This window comes from Paenibacillus sp. FSL R7-0345, from assembly GCF_038595055.1.
GTDB lineage: Bacteria > Bacillota > Bacilli > Paenibacillales > Paenibacillaceae > Paenibacillus_AQ.
Map to the genome: position 1 here is coordinate 716,559 of NZ_CP152002.1, position 21,381 is coordinate 737,939.

General features: G+C 50.7%; 18 protein-coding genes. 17 read left to right on the forward strand and 1 reads right to left on the reverse strand.

Annotated features, from left to right (window positions below; all coding sequences use genetic code 11):
* Window positions 1-59: 59 nt before the first annotated feature.
* The 11 genes from NST84_RS03100 to corA all read left to right on the forward strand — a co-directional run bounded on the left by NST84_RS03100 (window position 60) and on the right by corA (window position 11,215).
* Window positions 60-836 (forward strand): class III extradiol ring-cleavage dioxygenase, encoded by a 777-nt coding sequence (locus NST84_RS03100; RefSeq protein WP_342564200.1) that lies wholly within the window; start codon window positions 60-62, stop codon window positions 834-836.
* A 194-nt stretch (window positions 837-1,030) separates the two neighbouring features.
* Window positions 1,031-2,131, forward strand: coding sequence for a DUF3048 domain-containing protein (locus NST84_RS03105; protein ID WP_342564201.1), 1,101 nt, complete (start codon window positions 1,031-1,033; stop codon window positions 2,129-2,131).
* A gap of 204 nt (window positions 2,132-2,335) precedes the next feature.
* On the forward strand, window positions 2,336-2,953 hold the full coding sequence (locus NST84_RS03110) for a DUF47 family protein (RefSeq protein ID WP_342564202.1): 618 nt from the start codon (window positions 2,336-2,338) through the stop codon (window positions 2,951-2,953).
* A gap of 13 nt (window positions 2,954-2,966) precedes the next feature.
* Window positions 2,967-3,956: an inorganic phosphate transporter gene (locus NST84_RS03115; RefSeq protein ID WP_342564203.1), complete on the forward strand. Its 990-nt coding sequence runs from the start codon at window positions 2,967-2,969 to the stop codon at window positions 3,954-3,956.
* Window positions 3,957-4,418: 462 nt separating this feature from the next.
* Window positions 4,419-5,147, forward strand: a complete 729-nt coding sequence (locus NST84_RS03120; protein WP_342564204.1) for an amino acid ABC transporter ATP-binding protein — start codon at window positions 4,419-4,421, stop codon at window positions 5,145-5,147.
* A gap of 31 nt (window positions 5,148-5,178) precedes the next feature.
* Window positions 5,179-6,033 carry a glutamate ABC transporter substrate-binding protein gene (locus NST84_RS03125; protein ID WP_342564205.1) on the forward strand — a complete coding sequence of 285 codons (855 nt, stop codon included), beginning with the start codon at window positions 5,179-5,181 and terminating at the stop codon, window positions 6,031-6,033.
* Between the two features lie 151 nt (window positions 6,034-6,184).
* Window positions 6,185-6,838 (forward strand): amino acid ABC transporter permease, encoded by a 654-nt coding sequence (locus NST84_RS03130; RefSeq protein ID WP_342564206.1) that lies wholly within the window; start codon window positions 6,185-6,187, stop codon window positions 6,836-6,838.
* A gap of 26 nt (window positions 6,839-6,864) precedes the next feature.
* Window positions 6,865-7,515 (forward strand): amino acid ABC transporter permease, encoded by a 651-nt coding sequence (locus NST84_RS03135; RefSeq protein WP_342564207.1) that lies wholly within the window; start codon window positions 6,865-6,867, stop codon window positions 7,513-7,515.
* 129 nt (window positions 7,516-7,644) lie between these two features.
* Window positions 7,645-8,892, forward strand: coding sequence for a sensor histidine kinase (locus tag NST84_RS03140; protein ID WP_342564208.1), 1,248 nt, complete (start codon window positions 7,645-7,647; stop codon window positions 8,890-8,892).
* Window positions 8,893-8,895: 3 nt separating this feature from the next.
* The gene (locus NST84_RS03145) at window positions 8,896-9,798 is read left to right on the forward strand and encodes a response regulator (RefSeq protein ID WP_342564209.1); all 903 of its coding nucleotides are present in this window, start codon (window positions 8,896-8,898) and stop codon (window positions 9,796-9,798) included.
* Between the two features lie 457 nt (window positions 9,799-10,255).
* Window positions 10,256-11,215 (forward strand): magnesium/cobalt transporter CorA, encoded by a 960-nt coding sequence (gene corA, locus NST84_RS03150; RefSeq protein ID WP_342564210.1) that lies wholly within the window; start codon window positions 10,256-10,258, stop codon window positions 11,213-11,215.
* 29 nt (window positions 11,216-11,244) lie between these two features.
* On the opposite strand, the gene NST84_RS03155 is transcribed toward corA, so the two are convergent.
* A complete protein-coding gene (locus tag NST84_RS03155) occupies window positions 11,245-11,802 on the reverse strand; it encodes a tyrosine protein kinase (RefSeq protein ID WP_342564211.1) in 558 nt (185 codons plus the stop codon).
* Between the two features lie 438 nt (window positions 11,803-12,240).
* Here NST84_RS03155 and NST84_RS03160 point away from each other — a divergent pair, with 438 nt between their 5' ends.
* The 6 genes from NST84_RS03160 (at window position 12,241) to NST84_RS03185 (ending at window position 21,343) form a co-directional block, all read left to right on the forward strand.
* Window positions 12,241-12,531 carry a YerC/YecD family TrpR-related protein gene (locus NST84_RS03160; RefSeq protein WP_039869680.1) on the forward strand — a complete coding sequence of 97 codons (291 nt, stop codon included), beginning with the start codon at window positions 12,241-12,243 and terminating at the stop codon, window positions 12,529-12,531.
* Window position 12,532: 1 nt separating this feature from the next.
* Entirely contained in the window at window positions 12,533-13,303 is a 771-nt protein-coding gene (locus tag NST84_RS03165; protein ID WP_342566337.1) for a CbiX/SirB N-terminal domain-containing protein, read from the forward strand.
* Between the two features lie 184 nt (window positions 13,304-13,487).
* Entirely contained in the window at window positions 13,488-14,381 is an 894-nt protein-coding gene (locus tag NST84_RS03170) for a diacylglycerol kinase (protein ID WP_277472424.1), read from the forward strand.
* A 198-nt stretch (window positions 14,382-14,579) separates the two neighbouring features.
* Window positions 14,580-16,046 (forward strand): 23S rRNA (uracil(1939)-C(5))-methyltransferase RlmD, encoded by a 1,467-nt coding sequence (rlmD, locus tag NST84_RS03175; protein ID WP_342564212.1) that lies wholly within the window; start codon window positions 14,580-14,582, stop codon window positions 16,044-16,046.
* A 930-nt stretch (window positions 16,047-16,976) separates the two neighbouring features.
* Entirely contained in the window at window positions 16,977-17,525 is a 549-nt protein-coding gene (locus NST84_RS03180) for a cupin domain-containing protein (RefSeq protein ID WP_036677840.1), read from the forward strand.
* A gap of 152 nt (window positions 17,526-17,677) precedes the next feature.
* On the forward strand, window positions 17,678-21,343 hold the full coding sequence (locus tag NST84_RS03185; RefSeq protein ID WP_342564213.1) for a stalk domain-containing protein: 3,666 nt from the start codon (window positions 17,678-17,680) through the stop codon (window positions 21,341-21,343).
* Window positions 21,344-21,381 lie beyond the last annotated feature (38 nt).

Consider the following 21,381-nt stretch of genomic DNA (forward strand, 5'->3'; position numbering starts at 1 on the left):
GCCAATTAGCGGTAAAATAAAGGGGCAGACCATATACTGGGTTATGGAGGTAGGCTCCTATGAAATTACCGGCATTTTTCATCGCACACGGTTCACCGCTCCTGGCACTTGAGGATAACGAATATACCCGTTTTCTGGAGCGCCTTGGCCAGGATTTGGAGAAGCCGCGGGGCATTGTTGTTTTCTCTGCACATTGGGACAGTCCCGAGCAACTGATTACGGTAGATGCACAGCATGAAGCGCAGCATGATTTCTACGGATTTCCGGAAGAGATGTACTCGCTAGCCTATCCGGCTCCGGGTGATCCGGCACTCAGCAGCCGGATTTCCGAGCTGTTCAGTAAAGGGAATCTACCGCACCAGCCGGTGCTGGGCCGGGGGCTGGACCATGGTGTATGGGTTATTCTCAGCAAAATGTTCCCGCAGGCAGATATTCCGGTCGTGGCCTTATCGGTCGACTCCCTGCGTTCGCCCAAGGAGCAGTATAGGATCGGACAGATGCTGGCTCCGCTGCGTGAGGAAGGTATTCTGCTGCTGGGCAGCGGGGGACTCGTCCATAATCTGCGGATGCTGAAGCAGGATGACCAGCCTGAGCCGTGGGCACTCGAGTTCGATGCCTGGCTGGCCGAGAGGATGCAGCATTGGGATCTGCCTTCGCTGTTCGCCTATGAGAAGAAGGCGCCGCATGTGCGGGCAGCCGTTCCATCCTATGGCAAGGAGCATTTCGTGCCGTTATTCTACATTATGGGGACAGCCGATGCCGGCAGGCAGGCGCAGCTGATGATTCAAGCCTATCAGTACGGAACTTTAAGCCTGAACTGCTGGATGGTCGATTGACATTAATACAATAAGCTAAGGATACTGCCGATATAAAGGCTGTATCCTTTTTTTGTGGTCTCCTTCAAGACAAGGGGGACAGACTATGTTTAAATAGAGGAAACGGTTCCATAAATCTCCACCCGTATTCCCCGAGAGATTCCCATATAGCATTTGGAGAAATACAGCTCAAACCTTAGGAGGAACGATAAGAGATGACGCTAAACCTCAATTCTTCCCGGCTGCTGGCCGGGCTTATGGTTGCTTCACTGCTGCTGACTGCCTGCGGAGGCGGAAGCACGGCGCCGGAGGCGTCTCCGACAGCAGTGGCAACAGCAGCTCCGCAGCCGAGTGCACTGCCCGAACCTTCGCCGACCACGGCTCCTCCTGTGCAGCAGCTGTCCGGATTAACCGGGCTGCCTGTGCAGGAGGGGAGTCTGCCGCGGCCGCTGGCGGTCATGATCAACAACGCGCCTGCCGCCCGGCCGCAGTCCGGGATCAGCGAAGCGGATGTGCTGTATGAGGTGCTGGCGGAGGGCGGGATTACGCGGCTGATCGGAATATTCCAAAGCCACACCGGCATTGTCAAAATCGGTCCGGTCCGCAGCATCCGACCGTATCTGATCGATCTTGGCGAAAGCTACGGCGCAGTGACGGTGCATGCCGGAGGCAGTCCCGCGGCGTATGCCATTCTCCAGCGGCAGAAGAAAGCCGATATGGACGAGATCGGAAATGGCGGCGCCTATTTCTGGCGGGACAAGGAGCGTAAAGCGCCGCACAATCTGTACAGTAATTCGGCCAAACTGCAGGAAGGGGCTGAGAAGCTGGGCTACTCGGGTACTATAGAGGTGCCCTCCTATATGTTCACCGATCCGGACTACCTGCCGACGGAGGGAGCGGCGGCCGCAGAGCTGAAGATCAACTATCTGCTGCAGAGCTATACAGTTGGTTATCAATATAATAGTGAGCGCCGGACCTTCGTCCGCTCAGTTAACGGCAAGCCCCATCTTGACCTGAACAATAATAATCCGGTAGAAGCGGCTAATGTGATGGTAATTGGGGCAGACCATAAGGTGTTGGATGATGTCGGACGGCTGCAGATTGATGTCGAGCTGGGCGGGGAGGCGCTGCTGTTCCAGCGAGGTACAGTCCTTACAGGCAAATGGGCGCGCAAGCCGGGAGATATCATCCGTTTTGTGAAAAACGACGGAACCGAAGCGCTGATGTATCCGGGAATCACCCATGTTCTGATCGTGCCGAACAGCCCGTCTTTTTCCAGCCATGTGGAATATGCTGCCGCACCAAGTCCAAGCTGATACGAACGAAAAATGTCGATTCAGAGAATTGTTTTCTAAGTTGCTGGAAATTGTTAAAATAGCGTAAAAAAATTCGACTTTTTTCTTCTATCCCCAGTACGGATATGATAAGATAACAAGGGTTGTCATTCATTTTCATGCTGCTTACATTTTGAATGGCTTTCCAGACTCTCACGGCAATATTATGTAAAGGGGTTTAAAGGAATGAAGTTGAAAAAGAAGGATATTTTCTTTGAGACACTGGAAAATATGGCGGATACAATCGTTCAGTCAGCTGACTACTTCGCTCAGAATATCGGCAATCTCCGGGAAAATATCGACACTTTTGCTGCAGTGATGAAGAAATACGAATCCCAGTGCGATACTTACACGCACACTGTCATCAAGGAGCTGAACAAGACGTTCATCACTCCGCTTGAGCGTGACGACATCATGGATTTGATCACCAGCATGGACGATGTAATGGATGGCCTGGAGGCTTCTGCTTCACGTTTCTATATGTACAACCTGCTGGATGCTGATGAATATATCACGCAATTTGCCGAAATTCTCCGCCAGTCTGCCTATGAGATTCAAAAAGCGGTTCACCTGCTGTCCCAGAAAAAACTTCTTGCGATCCGTGAATATACGATCCGCCTGAATGATCTGGAGAACCAGGGCGATGAAGTGCTGCGTATTTGTACCAAACATCTTTTTGAAACGGTCAAGGACCCTATCGAGCTGATCAAGCGCAAAGAGCTCTATGAGCGGTTGGAGACGACTACGGATAAATGCGAAGACGTAGCCAACATGCTGGAATCGATCATCATGCGCAACTCATAAGGGGTTCTAAGATATGGAAACATCATTATTCATGCTGGGTTTTGTAATTTTTCTTGCACTGGCCTTTGATTTTATCAACGGCTTCCATGATACAGCGAACGCAATCGCAACTTCCGTCTCGACCCGTGCGCTTAAACCGCGTACCGCTATCATCCTTGCAGCACTCATGAACTTTGTCGGGGCGCTGATGTTTACTGGGGTAGCGAAAAAAATCGGCGGCAGTATTACCGATCCGACCCTGCTGGATAACGGGATCAATATAGTAGCTGCGACCCTGATTGCGGCTATTATCTGGAACCTGATTACCTGGTGGCTTGGGATTCCTTCTTCCTCTTCACATGCCCTGATCGGTGCTTTGGCCGGTGCGGTGTATGTTGGAGCAGGCTCTGACCACATTAAGTGGGAAGGCTTCATTGAGATTGTAGAGGGGCTTATTTTCTCCCCGCTGATCGCATTTGTGATTGGTTATATTGTAATGACGATTCTTAAATGGGTATTTGCCAAGCGCAGTCCGCATACCGTCAACAAAGGCTTCCGCTCGATGCAGGTGATTACAGCTGCACTGCAATCCTTTACACACGGTACCAATGATGCCCAGAAGGCGATGGGGATTATTACCTTTGCACTGGTCACCTCGGGACGTCTGGAGACAATGGAAGTTCCGCTGTGGGTTAAAATTGCCGCTGCAACGTCCATGGCCCTCGGGACCTCAATCGGCGGCTGGAAGATCATCAAGACAATGGGTACGAAGATTTTCAAAATTGAGCCGATTAACGGCTTTGCTGCAGATATGTCGGCCGCATCCGTCATTTTCACTGCTACACTGCTGCATCTGCCGGTCAGCTCCACGCATGCCATTACCTCAGCGATTCTCGGGGTAGGTTCGGCCAAGCGTTTCTCTGCCGTCAAATGGGGAGTAGCCGGACGGATTATCGTAACCTGGTTCATCACCATTCCGATCAGCGCAGTGCTGGCTGGAGTAATCTGCAAGCTTTTCTTCTAGAATAGAACGGTATCGAAGATGTCATGGAGGCCAATGCCGGCTGCTGACATCTTTTTTTGTTGTGCAGATTTGCGTACATATGGGATTAGGCCGCAGACACCGGAAGGTGTCTTTTTTGAAATATAAGAATTTATATGTTCTACGCAATCAATACTCCTTATATTTCTCGCAGAAACGGTTGCCGCCTTCTTTGAAGGACGGCAAAGCCGTTTCTACTTGCTTTACAAGAGAAAAGGTCACAAAAATTCACATAAAATTGATGAAAAATATTAATTGGGGCTAAAAGAAAATGAAATATCTCACTTTTAGAAAAGAAAATGACATGAAATTTTACAGTCAATCGTAGGATTTTGTAGGATCGGGTAGTCTGGGCAGTAAGGTGTGTTCTAAGTGTTACCATAGCTGACAAAGAGCGGCTTGCATCAACTGATTACAATAGAAGCTTGCAAAGGAGGACTGTCGTTGATTGATTTTCATCAGGTAGAGAAGCATTACGGGCATTTTCATGTGCTGAAAAATATTGACCTGCATGTCAGGGAAGGGGAAGTGGTTGTAGTAGTTGGCCCTTCCGGGTCCGGTAAAAGCACGATGCTGCGCTGCATCAACCGGCTGGAGACGATAACCAGCGGCGGACTGACTGTTGACGGAATAACGGTAAATGAACGAAAGACAGACATCAACAAGCTGCGCAAGGAGATTGGAATGGTGTTCCAGCATTTCAATCTGTACCCGCACAAAAAGGTGATCGACAACATTACGCTGGCGCCGGTCAAGGTGCTGGGGCTGCCTAAGGCAGAGGCGGAAAAGACCGCGATGTATTATCTGGAGAAGGTCGGTATCGCTGATAAAGCAAACTCGTATCCGTCCCAGCTGTCCGGCGGCCAGCAGCAGCGCGTTGCAATAGCCCGGGGCCTGGCGATGAAGCCGAAGATCATGCTGTTCGACGAGCCGACCTCAGCGCTTGACCCGGAGATGGTCGGTGAAGTGCTTGATGTTATGCGTAACCTGGCCCGTGAAGGAATGACGATGGTGGTTGTGACACATGAGATGGGCTTTGCCAAAGAGGTGGCTGACCGGGTCATTTTTATGGATCAGGGGCAGATTGTGGAGGAAGCGGCACCGGCGGAATTCTTTGCCAATCCGAGGGAAGAGCGGACACGGACGTTTCTCAGCAGGGTGTTAAGTCATTAATCCAATATACAGATTACGGGGAGGAAGAGAAATGATCAAGATTAAGAGTATCAAATGGGTGAGTCTGCTGCTGGTTGCTGCATTATTCGTAATTGCCGGCTGCGGCAATAACAACAACGCCGGAAACACAGCTGCTGGGGGCGGCAATGCTGCCGGAGAAACTACGGATTCCGCTGCCATCGCCAAAATCAAGGAGCGCGGCAAGCTGCTGGTCGGCGTGAAATACGATACCCGGCTGTTTGGTCTGAAGGACCCTGCTTCCGGCGACGTAGAGGGTTTTGATATTGACATCTCCAAGGCAATTGCCAAGCATCTCCTGGGTGATGAAAATGCAATCGAGCTGAAGGAAGTAACCTCCAAGACACGCATTCCAATGCTGAATAACGGTGAAATTGATATGGTTGTTGCTACCATGACTATCACTGAAGAACGAAAGAAGGAAGTCGATTTCTCCGATGTATACTTCCAGGCCGGCCAGTCTCTGCTCGTGAAGAAGGGCAGCCCGATAACCGGACTTGAAAGTGTAACGAAGGATACGAAGATCCTTGGCTCCAAAGGGGCTACTTCAATCAAGAACATCAAAGAAAAGGTACCAGGCGTAACTGTACTGGAATTCGATAACTATCAGGATGCCTTCGCCGCCCTGAAAGCAGGCCAAGGTGATGCCCTGACAACGGACGATGCGATCCTGTACGGGATGGCTGCCCAGGATGAAGGCTACGAGGTTGTAGGCGAGCCGTTCACCGATGAACCATACGGCATTGCTGTACAAAAAGGCAACACCGATGTTGTTCAGGCCATTAATGATACACTGGCTGAACTAAAGGCAAACGGAGAATACGATGCCATTTATACCAAATGGATCGGTAAAGCGCCGGCGAAATAAGTCTGACAGCGTTCTTGCCCTATATGAATCAGTGAAACGGTACCCGGCCTGCATAAGGACGGCTCTGCCGTTTCTTCTTGTAAAAGGGGGAACGGGAGGGAAACGAACAGTTAAGCGCTAGTCATTATTTTGCAGTCAAGGGTAGGTGAGCGTGATGGATTTTTCAATATTAACGGATTATTTCAGCCTGTATCTGGAGGGCTTCTGGGGCACTGTGCTGTCCAGCGTACTTGCGCTAATCGGCAGCTTTGTGCTCGGTGCCATTATCGCCGTCTTCCGTATCACCACGGTCAGAGGGCTGCGCTGGTTCGGAACAGGCTATGTAGAATTTGTTCGCAATATTCCGCTGCTGCTCGTAGTGTACATTTTTTATTATGGTCCCTCGGCACTCGGCTTTACGCTCGACGGCTTCACGGCCGGGACGATTGGTCTCGCTGTATATACCTCGGCCTTCATTGCCGAAGCCATCCGTGCCGGAATTATGGCTGTCCCTAAAGGGCAAATGGAGGCGGCACGTTCGTCCGGTCTGAGCTACATCCAGACGATGACGGATGTGATTCTGCCGCAGGCGATCAAGCTGGTTATTCCGCCGCTCGGCAACCAGTTCATTAACCTGATTAAGAACTCGTCCGTGCTGACGATCGTTGCCGGGTTCGACCTGATGTATTTTGCCGACAGCATTTCTACGGAGACGTACCGTACGTTCGATACCTACATTTTTGTAGCGGTATTCTATCTGGTGCTGACTGTGCCGCTGAGCTATGGTGTACGGGTATGGGAGCGCAGATTACAGCGTAAGTATTAGAACGAAAGTGCCTGAGGAGGGATAGTATGGATTTTGCCGGTGCATTTTCGGCCGCTAATTTAGGTTTTTTGCTGGACGGCTTGTATATCACATTAATTGTGGCTTTTGTGTCGATTATTCTAAGCTTTGTTATTGGTGTTGTGGTAGGTGTGATCCGCTACGCGGAGGTTCCGGTGCTCTCGCCAGTGATGTTCTTTCTGGTTGAGCTGATCCGTAACCTGCCGCTGCTGCTGATTATTTTCTTCGTGCGTTTTGCGCTGCCGGAGGTCGGGATCAAAATGGGGCTCATCTCTGCCGCGATTGCTGCCCTGACGGTGTTCGAAGCAGCGATGATTGCCGAGATTGTGCGCGGGGGCCTGGCTGCTGTGGATAAAGGGCAGATTGAAGCCGCGCGATCCTCCGGTCTTAGCAGCTTTCAGACCCTGTGGCATATCGTGCTTCCGCAGGGACTGCGGCATATGGTGCCGCCGCTGGTCAGCCAGTTTATCTCGCTGCTCAAGGATACGTCGCTGGCAACGATTGTCGCACTGCCGGAGCTGATGCATAATGCGAAGATCGTCATGGGCCAGAAGGAGAGCTATACGATCCCTATTCTGATGATGGTCGCCCTGATGTACTTTGCAGTAAATTATCTGCTCTCGCTGATTTCCAAACGACTGGAGCATAAAACAGCATAATTTTCCGTAAAAAAACGTATCCGTCATATAAAAGAAATCAAGGTTATGGTAGTATAGTTGACAACATCATAAGCAGGAGCCGTGTTTATGGGACAAATTATACTCAAAAACAAAGTATTACAGATATTCATGGCAGCTTTTAGTACAGCGATAGCCGGAGAATTCAAAATCAATCCGTTTGACGGCGATGTTTTCCGGATTGCAATGGGCAGCAGCGCGTTTCTGCTGTTTTTGCTTTTAATGAGGCGTCTGCCGTATATCGTTACAGGGGTTGTCACCGGAGTTGTAGTGCTGCTGTTCCGTACGGGGATGGATGCGGTAGGAAGCAGCGGTGCTTCTCTGGCCGAGAGTCTGTCGAGCCATTTCTCGGCAATGATCTACTATATAGTCTTCGCCCTGCTGATGAGTCTGATCAAAAGCCGGATCGATTACTTCCACCCGCTCGTGCTGGGCGGCGTTACAGCGGTGATTGACCTTTTGTCGAACGAGATGGAGCTGCTTACCCGGCTGATTGTGCTGGACTCGGCCTCCTTCCGGCTGAATGAATGGACGTTTCTGATGGCGATCGCCGTGATCCGCACGTATTTTACGACCGGTGTGTACAGCAGTATCTCCGTCAGCCAGCTGCGGATTACGCAGCGCGAGCAGAACCGGCGGATGGAGCAGATGCTGAGCTTCAGCTCTGGGCTGTATGGTGAAGTCTTTTATCTGGAAAAATCAATCGGTACCCTGGAGCGTGTTACGTTAAACAGCTACGATCTGTACCGCAGCCTCAAAGCAGAGGAAGCATTGCAGCCTTACAGCCGCCAGGTGCTCGACATTACCCAGGAGATCCATGAAGTGAAGAAGGATTCACAGCGCATTCTGGCGGGTCTGGTGAAGCTGGGCGACCGTGAGGTGACCGGTGATCTGCCGCTGTCCGTCATCATGAAATTTACAATGAAGAGCAATGCAAAGTACGCAGAAATGCTTAATAAACAGGTTCAGCTCACGCTGAATATGACCTCCGACTATACCACCGCCAGCTATACTCCCCTGTTGACTTTGCTTGGCAATCTTACAGCTAATGCGGTTGAAGTAATACAAGATAAAGGCAGCATCACCCTGGATGTGCATGAGGATGGGGAATTTACCATCTTTACTGTGGCTGACAGCGGCGGCGGGATTAAGGAACGTGACCGCGGGCTGCTGTTCGAGCCGGGCTTTACGACCAAGTTCGATCAGGAGGGCGTGGCTGCTACGGGAATCGGGCTGTCGCATGTGCAGGATATTGTTAATCTGTTTGCCGGGCATATCACTGTTGAGCCGGTCTCGGCATTAGGCGGGGCCAGATTTCAGATTAAAATACCGACAAAAGGGCTGCGGAAGGAGGAGTAGGGGATGCCATTATCTTTTTGTATTGTGGATGACGATGCAACGGCCAGACGAATGCTGCAGCATATTATCGAGGACAGCGGGCTTGGAGAAGTGACCGGCACAGCGGAAGGCGGGCAGGACGGCGTGCGCCTGATTCTGGAGGAGCGGCCGGATATTGTGCTGATGGATCTGCTGATGCCGGACCAGGACGGCATTGAGACAATCGATTCCCTGCAGGCTCAAGGCTGCCGCTCCAAATTCGTGATGATCTCGCAGATCGAGAACGGGGATATGGTTGGCCGTGCCTACCGCAGCGGCATTGAGTTCTTCATCCGCAAGCCGATTAACAAAATCGAGGTCGAATCCGTGCTGCATAAAGTGAACGAACGTTATGCCATCAACCGCTACCTGGATGAGATCAAATCGAGCCTCGGCAAGCTGGAGGGGCTGCAATTCGGCCTGGTGCAGGCGGCAGCGAGCAAGAGGACCGTGAAGGAGATCATCCAGCCCATTCTGATGAACATGGGTATGATCTCCGAGGGCGGCAGCCGAGACATCATCCTGATGATGGAGCTTGTAGCAGCCAGAGAGGATAACCGCACGCTTCCGCCGCTCAAAGAGCTGTACGAGATGGCCGCAGCCACCTATAAAGCCTCGCCGGCGGAAGCCGCCAAGGAAGTGAAGGCGATCGAGCAGCGGCTGCGCCGCGCCCTGTCTGCCGGACTGACGAACCTCGCTTCGATCGGCCTGACCGATTACGGCAATCCAAAGTTCGAGCATTATGCGCCGCTCTATTTTGACTTCGAGGAGGTACGCCTGAAGATGAAGGAGATCGAGCTGCGCCGGGACTCCGGCAAGGTGAAGGTCAATATCAAGAAGTTCCTGCAGGTACTGCATTTGGAGCTGCTGGAGGGGCTGGGGCGGTAAGGGACGGATGATGTGTGCTGTGATTGGCGGGGATGTAAAGAAGCAGGCTTGTTAGGCAACTGTTTTATGTAACATAGCTGTTTGAGAGCGATTGGTAGGCTCATCCAACGGACTAAGTGGAAATTTGATATCTAATTTCACGTTGAAGCCTGCGAGCGGGACACTAATTGGATAAACGTCACTTATTTCCGCTGAAATCGACCCGAGATCGCTAATTGGCCCGAAATAGGTGTCATTTTTCCAACTAATAGTCTAATATGCCGGGAAATGCTTAAATGAAGTGGCGAAAATCCAACTAGCTGCCCCCTCGGAACCGCTGAACAGCGGGCTGAGGGTTATTTTTTATGCGAAGAAGTCTGCTTTAATCTGTAATTTGGGCGGAGGCCGTCCCATGCTGTACAATAGTAGCATTAGAACGCTGCGGCACTTGGAGGCAGAGTAAACGGAGGTCTCATTCATGATACGTACACTCGCGGTGACCTGGCAGGGGGAGGTGCTGACGGGCCTGCCGCTCCAGAGTATTGTTTTGGCTGATTATGCCTGGATCTGGGCGGATTTTAACGCACCGACGGCGGAAGAGACACGGCTGCTGGACAGCTATTTTCACTTTCATCCCCTGGCGATTGAGGATTGCATGCACACACTGCAGCGGCCCAAGCTGGATTATTATGAGGATGTGCAGTTTTTTGTGCTGCATGCGCTGAATGAGCAGACGCTGGAGGCGGAAGAGGTAGATCTGTTTCTGAGTCCTAGCTTTCTCGTTTCTTATCACCACCAGCAGAAGCCGGAAATGGATGAGGCCTGGGCGCTGGTGCAGGCGGAAATTGACAGCCGCAAGGGCTGGTCGGGCGGTCCGGTGGCTGCAGCCTATACGGTGATGGACAAGCTGGTCGACCGGTATTTCCCGAGCCTGTACAATCTGGAGGACGAGCTGGCGGATCTGGAGGGCATGGGTGAAAAAGAGTCCGTTGAAGAGCTGATGAGCCAGGTCTTCCGGGTGCGCGGACGGCTGCTGAAGCTGCGGCGGACAATTGTGCCGATGCGTGACCTGATGTACCGGATCGTCAACTCGCAGCATGTGCAGAGTAACGGGGAGGAGCGTGTCTACTTTGGCGATATCCACGACCATCTGCTGAAGCTGACCGATATGATTGAGGTCGACCGCGAAATGACCGCCGATCTGCGCGACAGCTACATCTCGCTCAACTCCAACCGGATGAATTCGATTATGAAGACGCTGACGGTGATTACGACCGTATTCATGCCGCTGACGCTGATTGCCGGCATCTACGGGATGAACTTCCGGGTCATGCCGGAGCTGGACTGGACGTACGGGTACCCGGTCATTTTGCTGGTGATGCTGGCGCTTGGAGGAAGCATGTTCCTCTGGTTCCGGCGGAGCGGATGGTTTAAATAGGGCAAACGGGAAAAAGCTAAACGCCACCGCTAAGAGCGGCGGCGTTTAGCAGAGGATGGAGAGGACTTCTTGCGGTTTTTTGGTTTGGCCGGGGATTTGCGGCGCTGCTTGGAAGGGCGTCTTTTTTTGCGTTTCGGCTGATACATGGCGGCGTCCTCTTCGGCGGCTAAGGAGCCTGAGCCTTTCTTTTTACCGAAAGTACCCATAACCAGCTTCACCATCGGCGCCATCTGCTGAAAGCCTTCAACCACCTTCTGCACTTTACCCATGGAGCTGACAATCCCGTCGATTCCGCCCATCCGGTCTACGATTCCCTTGATCTGCTCCAGATTAGCCAGGTTCGCGAGATTGCCGAGATTGCCGAGTCCGCCCAGCAGCCCCCCTGCTTTGGGTGCCACTTCAGCTGCGGCAGCCGGTACGGCGAGTGCTGTATCTACAGGCCCTGCCCCGAGTGCGGGCAGCATGCCGCTTTCAATTGGAGGCGGCGGCTGGACGTAGGAACCGATGCCGGGATAGCCGGAAGGGGCATATGAACCGGCCAGTGAGCGGCCGTCCCGGCGGGAATGATTATAGTAATGATGAGGCATAACATCACATTCCTTTGTTATTGGTTTGCTATACTGTATGTCATGGGCGAACATAAGGTATAGACAAACGCCCGGTTAACCGGGATAAGAGCGGAAAAGGGCAGGTGCCCAGAAAGAAGCGGCGGAAGTGAAAAAACCGTGTCCATGCTTGCTTTTCAGAGGTAATGTAGTACTATAGTTAAGGCGGTAAATCCTATCAGATACAAATAGAGTATAATCCAAATTGAATATAAGATGTACGCCTGGGGTGGACAAATGTCCATCATTTTCGTTCTTTACAGCGTGAAATCGTTAATGCTTGAAAAAACTGCTCCAGTGCAATATAGTAAAGGCAAGATAGTCTTGTTGATTTTACAGCTTTAATGCTTTAAAGCCAGTTTTGGATGATGCTTAATCCGTGAAGATGATGCTGACCAAACTTTTAGGGGATGATCTACGATGCAGCTAAAGAAGCTAAACGATAAAAGTATAGACCAACTATTCGAAGCCATTTTAACACTTAAAAATATGGAAGAATGCTATGTCTTCTTCGATGATCTGTGCACCGTAAACGAGATTCAGTCGCTGTCACAGCGTCTTGAGGTAGCACGCATGCTGGGCAAAGGCTCTACATACAATCAGATCGAAGCGGAGACCGGGGCAAGTACGGCAACGATTTCCCGCGTGAAGCGCTGCCTGAACTATGGCAACGACGGCTACAAAATGACGCTTGAACGTCTGGGGCGCTAATATCATGAAACCGGGCGTTCTTATCATCAGTCACGGCTCCCGGGATACAGCCTGGGTTAAGATTGTCGATGAAGCAGTGAACCATTTATCGCTGGAGGAGGCGCTGCCGGTGGCAGTGTCTTTTCTGGAGCTGGTAGAAGGCCGCCTGATTCAGGACGGAATAGATGAGCTTGAACATGCAGGGGTCACAGAACTTATTGTGGTCCCCTTGTTTGTTTCATCAGGCAGTACGCATATCGATGAAATAGCATATGCAATTGGCGCAAAGCCTGCGCCGGAGCGCGAAACCGATCTTGAGCCGTTCTCTGTGCGGGCTAATGTTCATTTCGGCTATCCGGTCGATGATGATCCGGACATAGCCGTTATGCTATGGGACAAGCTGCGCGGGCTGTCGGTCACCCCCGAGCGGGAGATGATCCTGCTCGTCGGCCACGGCAGCAAGCATGACGGCTTCCGGCAGCGCTGGGAAGCGGGCATCTCCTCCCTGGCAGAGCGGTTGCGCGCTGTCAGCGGCGTAGCGGCGGCGGATTACGGCCTGCTGAGCGTCGGGACGGTACGGGAGCGGGCAGAATATTGGATAGAGCAAGGCTACGAGGTGCTGGTAGCCCCGCTCTTTTTGAGTGAGGGCTATTTCACCAAGGTTGTGCTTCCCGGGCAGCTCCAGGGATTGAAGTATGCTTATACCGGCTGCACGCTGCTGCCGCATCCACTCTTGCCGCACTGGATTGAGCAGCAGGTACGTGTGATGCTGGAGCAGGTACGGGGGCATTGAAGTAAGATTTTTCGAATAAAACCAGGTGCTGCTGCATAGATATATTTAGATAGCCTGCTGATGAAATCTGAATGATATAGCAAAAAAAGTTTTGCTGTTTGGCCTCCGACATTGCTTGTAGGGTGCTGAATTGGGTATAATCAGTAAGGTTATCTATTTTAAATACACAGGTGGCGTTCCGGTAATGAAAACTGCGAGATTGATTTATAATCCCACTTCTGGACGGGAAGAAATGAAAAGACGACTCGCCGACATTTTGGAGCGGCTGGATATTGGCGGCATTGAAGCCTCCTGCCATGCTACAACCGGGGAAGGCGATGCTACAGCTGCAGCAGCAGAGGCGGTTGAACGCGGTACCTATGATCTGATCATAGCGGCTGGCGGCGACGGTACTCTTAACGAGGTCATTAACGGAATGGCGGAGAAGCCTAACCGGCCCCCGCTGGGTGTAATGCCGCTTGGTACGACCAATGATTTTGCCCGGGCGATGGGCATTCCGAAGAACTGGGAGGATTCCTGCGATCTGATTCTGCGCCAGGAGTCGCGCCTGATTGACCTCGGCAAAGCCAACGACCGTTATTTCATTAATATAGCCGGCGGCGGACGCCTGACCGAGCTGACATACGAGGTTCCCAGCAGACTGAAGACCATGATGGGCCAGCTTGCTTACTACCTGAAGGGTATTGAGAAAATGGCCAGCCTGTCGCCGCAGGAGCTCTACATCCGCGCGAACGGCCAGGAGCTGATCCATGATGAATTCATGCTGTTCCTGATCGCCAACACCAACTCCGTCGGCGGCTTTGAGAAGCTTGCTCCGGATGCCCGGATCGACGACGGCCTGTTCGACGTCATTGCGGTCAAGAAATGTAACCTTGCCGAGTTCGTCCGGCTGGTCACCCTGGCCATCCGCGGTGAGCATCTGCAGGACAAGAAAGTCGTGTATTTCCGTACCGATGCAATGGAGGTCACCTCCCCGGGCTACGTTCAGCTTAACCTGGACGGTGAGCTGGGTGGTACCCTGCCGGGCAGATTCGAGATCCTGCCGCAGCATCTGCGGATTTTTGCCCAGAATCACTAAGGCAAGAGATCAGCAAAGTAAGACAAGATAAAGCTCCACTTGATTCGTGCGGTGGCCCGCCGGGTCAGCTGGAGCTTTTGTAGTGTGGAAGATACGGTGCGAACCGATGATGGATAGAGCTTAGACGGGTAGCTGGATACAAGGTTAATTATTAATATCATTAATAGTGAAGATCATGAAAGAAGTGAGTATATAACAATGAGTAAACACCGCAGCGGACGCCGGGGTGGCAGCCGGGAAGCTTCGGCGCCTGCCGCCGATCTGCCAGTGAACAAGAATGACGAGGTTATGCTCGATATCATCGGCATGACCCATGAAGGCGAAGGGGTAGGCCGGGTGGAGGGCTTTACCCTCTTTGTGCAGGGCGCTTTGCCTGGTGAGAAGGTACAGGCCAAGGTGCTCAAGACCAAGAAGCAGTACGGCTACGCCAAGCTGCTGAAGCTTGTTGAGCCAAGCCGAGACCGCATCGCGCCGCCTTGCGACATCTACGACCAATGCGGCGGCTGTCAGCTGCAGCATATGGATTACACCGCCCAGCTGGCGTGGAAACGCCAGCTGGTGGTGGACAACCTGCAGCGGATCGGGAAGCTGCAGGTAGCCGGGGCTGAAGAGCATTCTTCAGCTGACGGGATTATCGTCCGGCCTACGCTGGGCATGGACGAGCCTTGGCGCTACCGCAACAAGGCCCAGGTGCCGATCGGCGTCACCGAAGGCGGTCTGGTCGGCGGCTTCTACGCCCGAGGCAGCCACCGGATCGTCGATATGGAGACGTGCCTGATTCAGCATGAGCATAACGACAGCGTCGTAGCTGCGGTGAAGAGCATCGGCAGAGAGCTCGGCATCTCTGCTTATAATGAAGAAAGCGGCCGCGGCCTGCTCCGCCACGTCGTCGTGAAGAAAGCCTTCCGCACCGGCGAGATGATGCTCGTCCTCGTTACGAGCGGCCGCGACATCCCGCATCTGGACGCCTGGCTCGGAAGTATCCGCGAGCAGCTCCCGGATGTAGTCAGCATCTGCCAAAACGTAAATCCCCAGCGTACGAACGTGATCTTCGGTAACGAAACCCGCGTCTTATGGGGCAGAGACGTAATTTACGATTACATCGGCGATGTACAGTTCGCCATCTCAGCGCGTTCGTTCTATCAGGTCAACCCGGCACAGACCGAAGTGCTGTACGGCAAAACCGTAGAATACGCCGGGCTGACCGGCAACGAAACCGTCATCGATGCTTACTGCGGTATCGGGACGATCTCCCTGTTCCTGGCCCAGCATGCGGCCAAGGTGTACGGGGTAGAAATCGTACCTGAAGCCATTGAAGATGCACGTGGAAACGCGAAGCTTAATAATATGAACAATGTAGTGTTCGAGGTCGGGGCATCTGAGGACGTCATTCCGAACTGGAAAGAACAAGGCGTTACGCCCGACGTGATCGTCGTCGATCCGCCGCGCAAGGGCTGCGATCCGCGGCTGCTGGATACGATCCTGCAGATGAAGCCGGAGCGGGTAGTGTATGTGTCATGTAATCCGTCGACACTGGCACGGGATTTGAGGGTGCTGGAGGATGGCGGGTATAAGACGGTGGAGGTAACGCCGGTGGATATGTTCCCGCATACGGTGCATGTGGAGTCGGTGGCGGTGTTGGTTAAGAGTGGAACAGTGAGTTAAAATCCTCTTATTTACTTGGGTTTTTTAATATGGTACAGATTAAAAACTTTGGTGATACAGATGGCTGAGAACAGACTTGATGTAAAATTGATGTAAAACTTCACCGGATTTCAGCCTAAATGAACAGAAGACACCTAGGAATTGAAGTGATCCCTGTCAGGTAGACATATACAAAGTAAGGTTTAAGCAGTCTGAGTTCGGTATTCATAGTGACTCAGGTTGCTTAGTTCCGTTTGGAAACGTGTATGGTTGTAACGGATGTGTAGATAATAAAAGTATTGAATTGAGATCCAAAGTAGAAAAAGTACGAATAGCTTGTCCTATTTTATTCTTTGCCCCCGTCCCTAAGCATAAAGAATAAGCCTGCTGGATGGCAGTGTTTTTGCCGTCCAGCGGGCTATTAGTGTTAGGAATTTAGTGACCGTGTCATTGACTTCTCATTCCTTAGTTACACCTGTCCAAGGAGGAGGCGGTCTTACTAAGAGGGAGGATAGTGAAGATTAATTAAGGTGAACCGTATCACAAGTAAGGCGAACTTGTATACTTGCAAAAATAACTCCGAAATCCAGCGTTATGCGATTTAGGATTTAAACTATTTCAGAGTGGTCTCAAGAGATGGCGGATGAATTTCAGCTGTGTTAGAACAGACATTAAGGTGTGATATTTAATTCGAATCAAATGCAGATGATGAAGACCTGCGGGAAGAACTTTGTGAGTGCTGCCATTTTTTGATTTGAACTGTGCGCGGTGCTTATCGTTCACCCCCTCCTTTTTACTGTGTACTCCTTTCGTAGGACTTAAACCTTTTATTATTCGACTATGATGTTTAAACAGAGTCGAATGATAGAAGGTTTTTTTGCATGAAGACAATCAATATTGAAGCATCTAAGCATCTAGTTTTGGTAAATAATCAACAAGGAGCGAACATGAATGGAACAAACGGTTAAGAATAAAGTCACAGGAGAACAAATTACTTTTCTAGAAACGGCAAAGGACACGGAGGGAGAGTATTTATTAATCGAAGTTGCACTGCCTCCATTTGGCAAAGGTCCACCTTTGCATATTCATGATCAGCTTGAAGAGCAATTCGAAGTAATTACAGGTAAGCTCACCGTAACTTTAGGTAAAACAGAGCATGTGTTAGAAGCGGGAGACCGCCGTATTGCCCCACTTAAAACGTCACATACCTTTGCGAACGAGCATGAAGAGCCAGTTGTATTCCGCGTCCGGCTAACGCCGCCAAGCAAGTTCGAGCAATCGGTTCGCATTCATTACGGGCTCATGGACGATAGATTAACAGATGAAAAGGGCAAACCCAAGTCACTTGCCCATACCGCTTTCGTTTTAACACTACAAAACACCCTAATCGTGGGTATTCCCTTCTGGTTACAACGTTCTCTCTTTAAATTCATTATTAAACGAGCCCGTAAAAAAGGAGTTTATGAAGTTCTGAAAAAGTATACAGGAGAGGTGCTGTAAGGAGAATTAATCGTTCATTTCTCACACAATCTTATAGAATACTACTTTCGTAGGACTACAAACTATTATATTTCTCACTATAATGTCCAGAGGAAGTCGAATTATAGTTGTTTTTTTGTTGCTTTGATTTTATCGGGTGAAGGGGGATCAATGTGAGGAAAGTATATCGTCGTTTAATAGTTGCTGTTATGAGTTTCACATTAATTGGAGGTACAGCCGCAGGGGCTGCCGGCATTCAAAGTGAGCTGTACCTGGGTGACAGCCATGAGGCTCTTTCAAAAGTAACAGTATTTGCAGGAAGTGGTGAATTTGACGATTGGGATGGAGCGGCATCAGAGGCTTCTTTTCGTATGCCTCAGGGAATCGCTGTCTTGAAGGATGGTTCTGTGCTTGTGGCAGACACCCGGAATCATCTCATCCGTCAAGTGAAGAATGGAGAGGTTTCTACCTATGCGGGCTTAATGCTTGACGGGGAAGACTACGGAACTCCTGAGGGAGCTTGGCACGATGGTGCTAAAGAAGATGCTGTGTTCAACGGTCCTTCGGGCATGGATACGGATTTGGAAGGTAATATATACATAGCAGATACCGAAAATCATCGGATACGAAAAATATCTAAGGATGGGATGGTAACAACGGTTGCCGGTGATGGCATAATCGGCAATGAAGACGGTATAGGTAATGAAGCGGGATTCTATCATCCCCAGGATGTGGCTGTCGCTGCAGATGGAACCTTGTATGTTGCGGATACGTTAAATCATTTAATCCGGCAAATAACAGCGGATGGTCAAGTGACTACACTTAACGCTGCATCTGATCGAGTCGTCGAGGTGATTGGCGGCTATGCTGTTCCTGCAGGTGATTATGCAGATGGAGAGCTTTCAACCGCCAAGTTTAATGATCCTACCAGCATTGCGATCGACCATAAAGGCAACTTATATGTAAGTGATACGGGCAATCGAGTAATTCGCTATATTGATCTGGCCAAGCGTACAGTGACAACCGCGGCGGGTTTGCCTGCGGGGGAGGAGCCTGTGTATGCGAATGGTAGCCTGTATGCCGAAGGTGGTTATGCGGATGGTGCCGCTACACAGGCACGCTTTCAGTCTCCTAGAGGAATCGTCGTAACAAAGGATGGGGGACTAGTCATTGCCGATAGCTTGAACCACACGATTCGTTATCTTGTTGACGGGTATGTGAATACAATTGCTGGTGTACCTGCTCAGTTTGGTCAAGTAGATGGCATTAACGGTCATAATCTGCTCCATAATCCGACAGATGTAGCGGTTCTGCCAAATGGCGGCTTGCTCATTGCGGACAGCTATAACAATAAAATCCGTGAGCTTGAGTATTACCAGCTTCCAACCAATTTGCCCCACAATGATCAGGTGAAGGTTGTGATCAATGATACCGTGATCAGACTTGACGTGCAGCCCGAAATTGTGAAGGGGCGCACAATGGTGCCCGTGAGAGCTTTAAGCGAAATGCTGGGCTATAAGGTTGGATTGTTGGATAACCAGCGTACCATTGAATTGACAAAGGGAGACGTAAGTATCAGGCTGCAAATGGAGAGTAAAGTGATTTCCATTAACAATGCCGAGACGGGTGCAGAAGAGCAGCGAGAGATTGAGACAGCGCCATATAACAAAGATGGCCGTTCCTATGTTCCGATCCGATTTTTCAGTGAGGCATTTGGAGCAGATGTACAATGGGATTCGAACACGAGGACGGTAATTTTACGGGAAATCGCGGAAGCGGTCGAGAAGCTGCCTGCAGCAGATCGCAAGTCGCGTGTGACGGTAATCGAACAGATTAAAGGAACGGTCTGGATCAATCAGGCGGGCGGTTCATTGACTTACCGGGCCTATAATGGCATGAATCTTCATCAAGGTGATCATATTCTTACGGAAAAAAATACGAGCGCGATATTAAGGACGGCCGATCGTGGGGATGAAATTACGATAAGCGAAAACTCGGAGCTGTACATTTCAAACTTAAGTGATGCGTCCCGTGTAAAGCACACGAGCTTTATGTTATGGAGCGGGCTAGCTGCGGCCAATGTGTCCTCACTGGTAAGTGCCAAGGATACCTTCAACATCCTTACGCCGACGGCTGTGACTGATGTTCGAGGCACGAATTTTATGGTGGGTATCAATCCGGTTACGTTGTTTCCGATGATTACTGTAAACAGCGGTCTAGTTCAGGGAAGCGGCAACGGAACTAGTCAGGATCCAGCCCTCCTCGTATATCCTGGGCAGCAACTGAGCTTAAATCCAGGATTAGATTCGCAAACGCCCAATGTGCCTTATGTGGTTGATCTTTCCGGTCTCGTTAATCAAGCTTCACCTGCTGTTATCGAAGCCATATTAAAGGCTAAGCAAAAAATAGAGCAGGAAAATGAGGAGATGCTGGAGAGGTTTAGAAATCAAGCCCCAGGGTCTATCCCTAGCGGAAATCCGGGTGGCTTGTCTCCAGACGATCTGGATCGATACCAAAATAATTTAGATAATCTTCTTCCTAATATTTTAAAGCAGGCTCGTGATCAGAATTTAATAGGACCAGAACAATTGCAGGCACTTATCGATGAGGCCAATAAGCAATCCGGTAAAAAGATCGATTTGAATAATGTCCTGCCGCTTCAATTATCGGATGAGGAAAAGCAGCAGCAGGCAAGGCAGAAGCAATTGGAGGAAGAACAAAAAAGACTGCTGGAGGAGCAAAATAAGCAGCGTCTACTAGACGCACAGAAGCAGGCCCTAATAGATAAGCTTCTAGCTGCAAAAGTACTGCAAGAGCAGGAGAATAAGAAGAAACTTGAAGAAGCCGGTAAACAATCGGAGGAAAAGTTGATGCAACGACTTTTGGATGCTGAGAAGAAAAGATTTGAGGAGCTGAAAAAATTTTTGGAGCAGATGAAGAAGCTGCAAGAACAAGCTCAGCGGCCGCCAACACCGACGACACCATCAGGACTATCGGGATTGACACCGACGCCGACACCGACGCCAACACCGACGCCGACGCCAACACCGACACCGACGCCAACACCGACACCGACGCCAACACCGACGCCGACGCCAACACCGACACCGACGCCAACACCGACACCGACGCCAACACCGACGCCGACGCCAACACCGACACCGACGCCAACACCGACACCGACGCCAACACCGACACCGACGCCAACACCGACGCCGACGCCAACACCGACACCGACGCCAACACCGACGCCAACACCAACACCGACGCCAACACCAACACCAACGAATACTGCTCCTGAGGCGGTTAAACCAATATCTAATCAAATGGTAAATTCTAATGCGCCATTTGAAATCGATATGAGCGAGGTTTTCCATGATGCGGATGGTGATTCGTTAACATTCACAGCCCGTTCGAGTGATACGGCAGTTGTAGAGGTAGATGTGGAAGGAGCTAGCATGCGCATTAGCCCAACTGGTTTCGGTTCAACAGAAATTCATATAACGGCCAATGACGGTAAAGGCGGACTAACTACAGCCTCCTTCCGTTTCGCGTACTATGGGGAGATACAGAATATGAGGTCTGAAGTTCAGCCTCATTTCATTGAGCTCTATTGGAATGAGTATGGGGAAGAGGGGATCAACTATCACGTTTATATGAATGAGGAGCTGATCGAAACCACCCCAACCACCCATGTTTCACTTAGGAATCTTAATCCGGAGACGGTGTATAATCTGCGTGTAATTGCGGTTACTCGCGATGAAAAGATCATAGCGTTATCCGATTATTCGGTAACGACACTTCCTATCTACTTTGAGCCTATACCAAGTGACGGCTGATTCAATTACCGTATGTGGAACAAATAAATAAGCAGCTT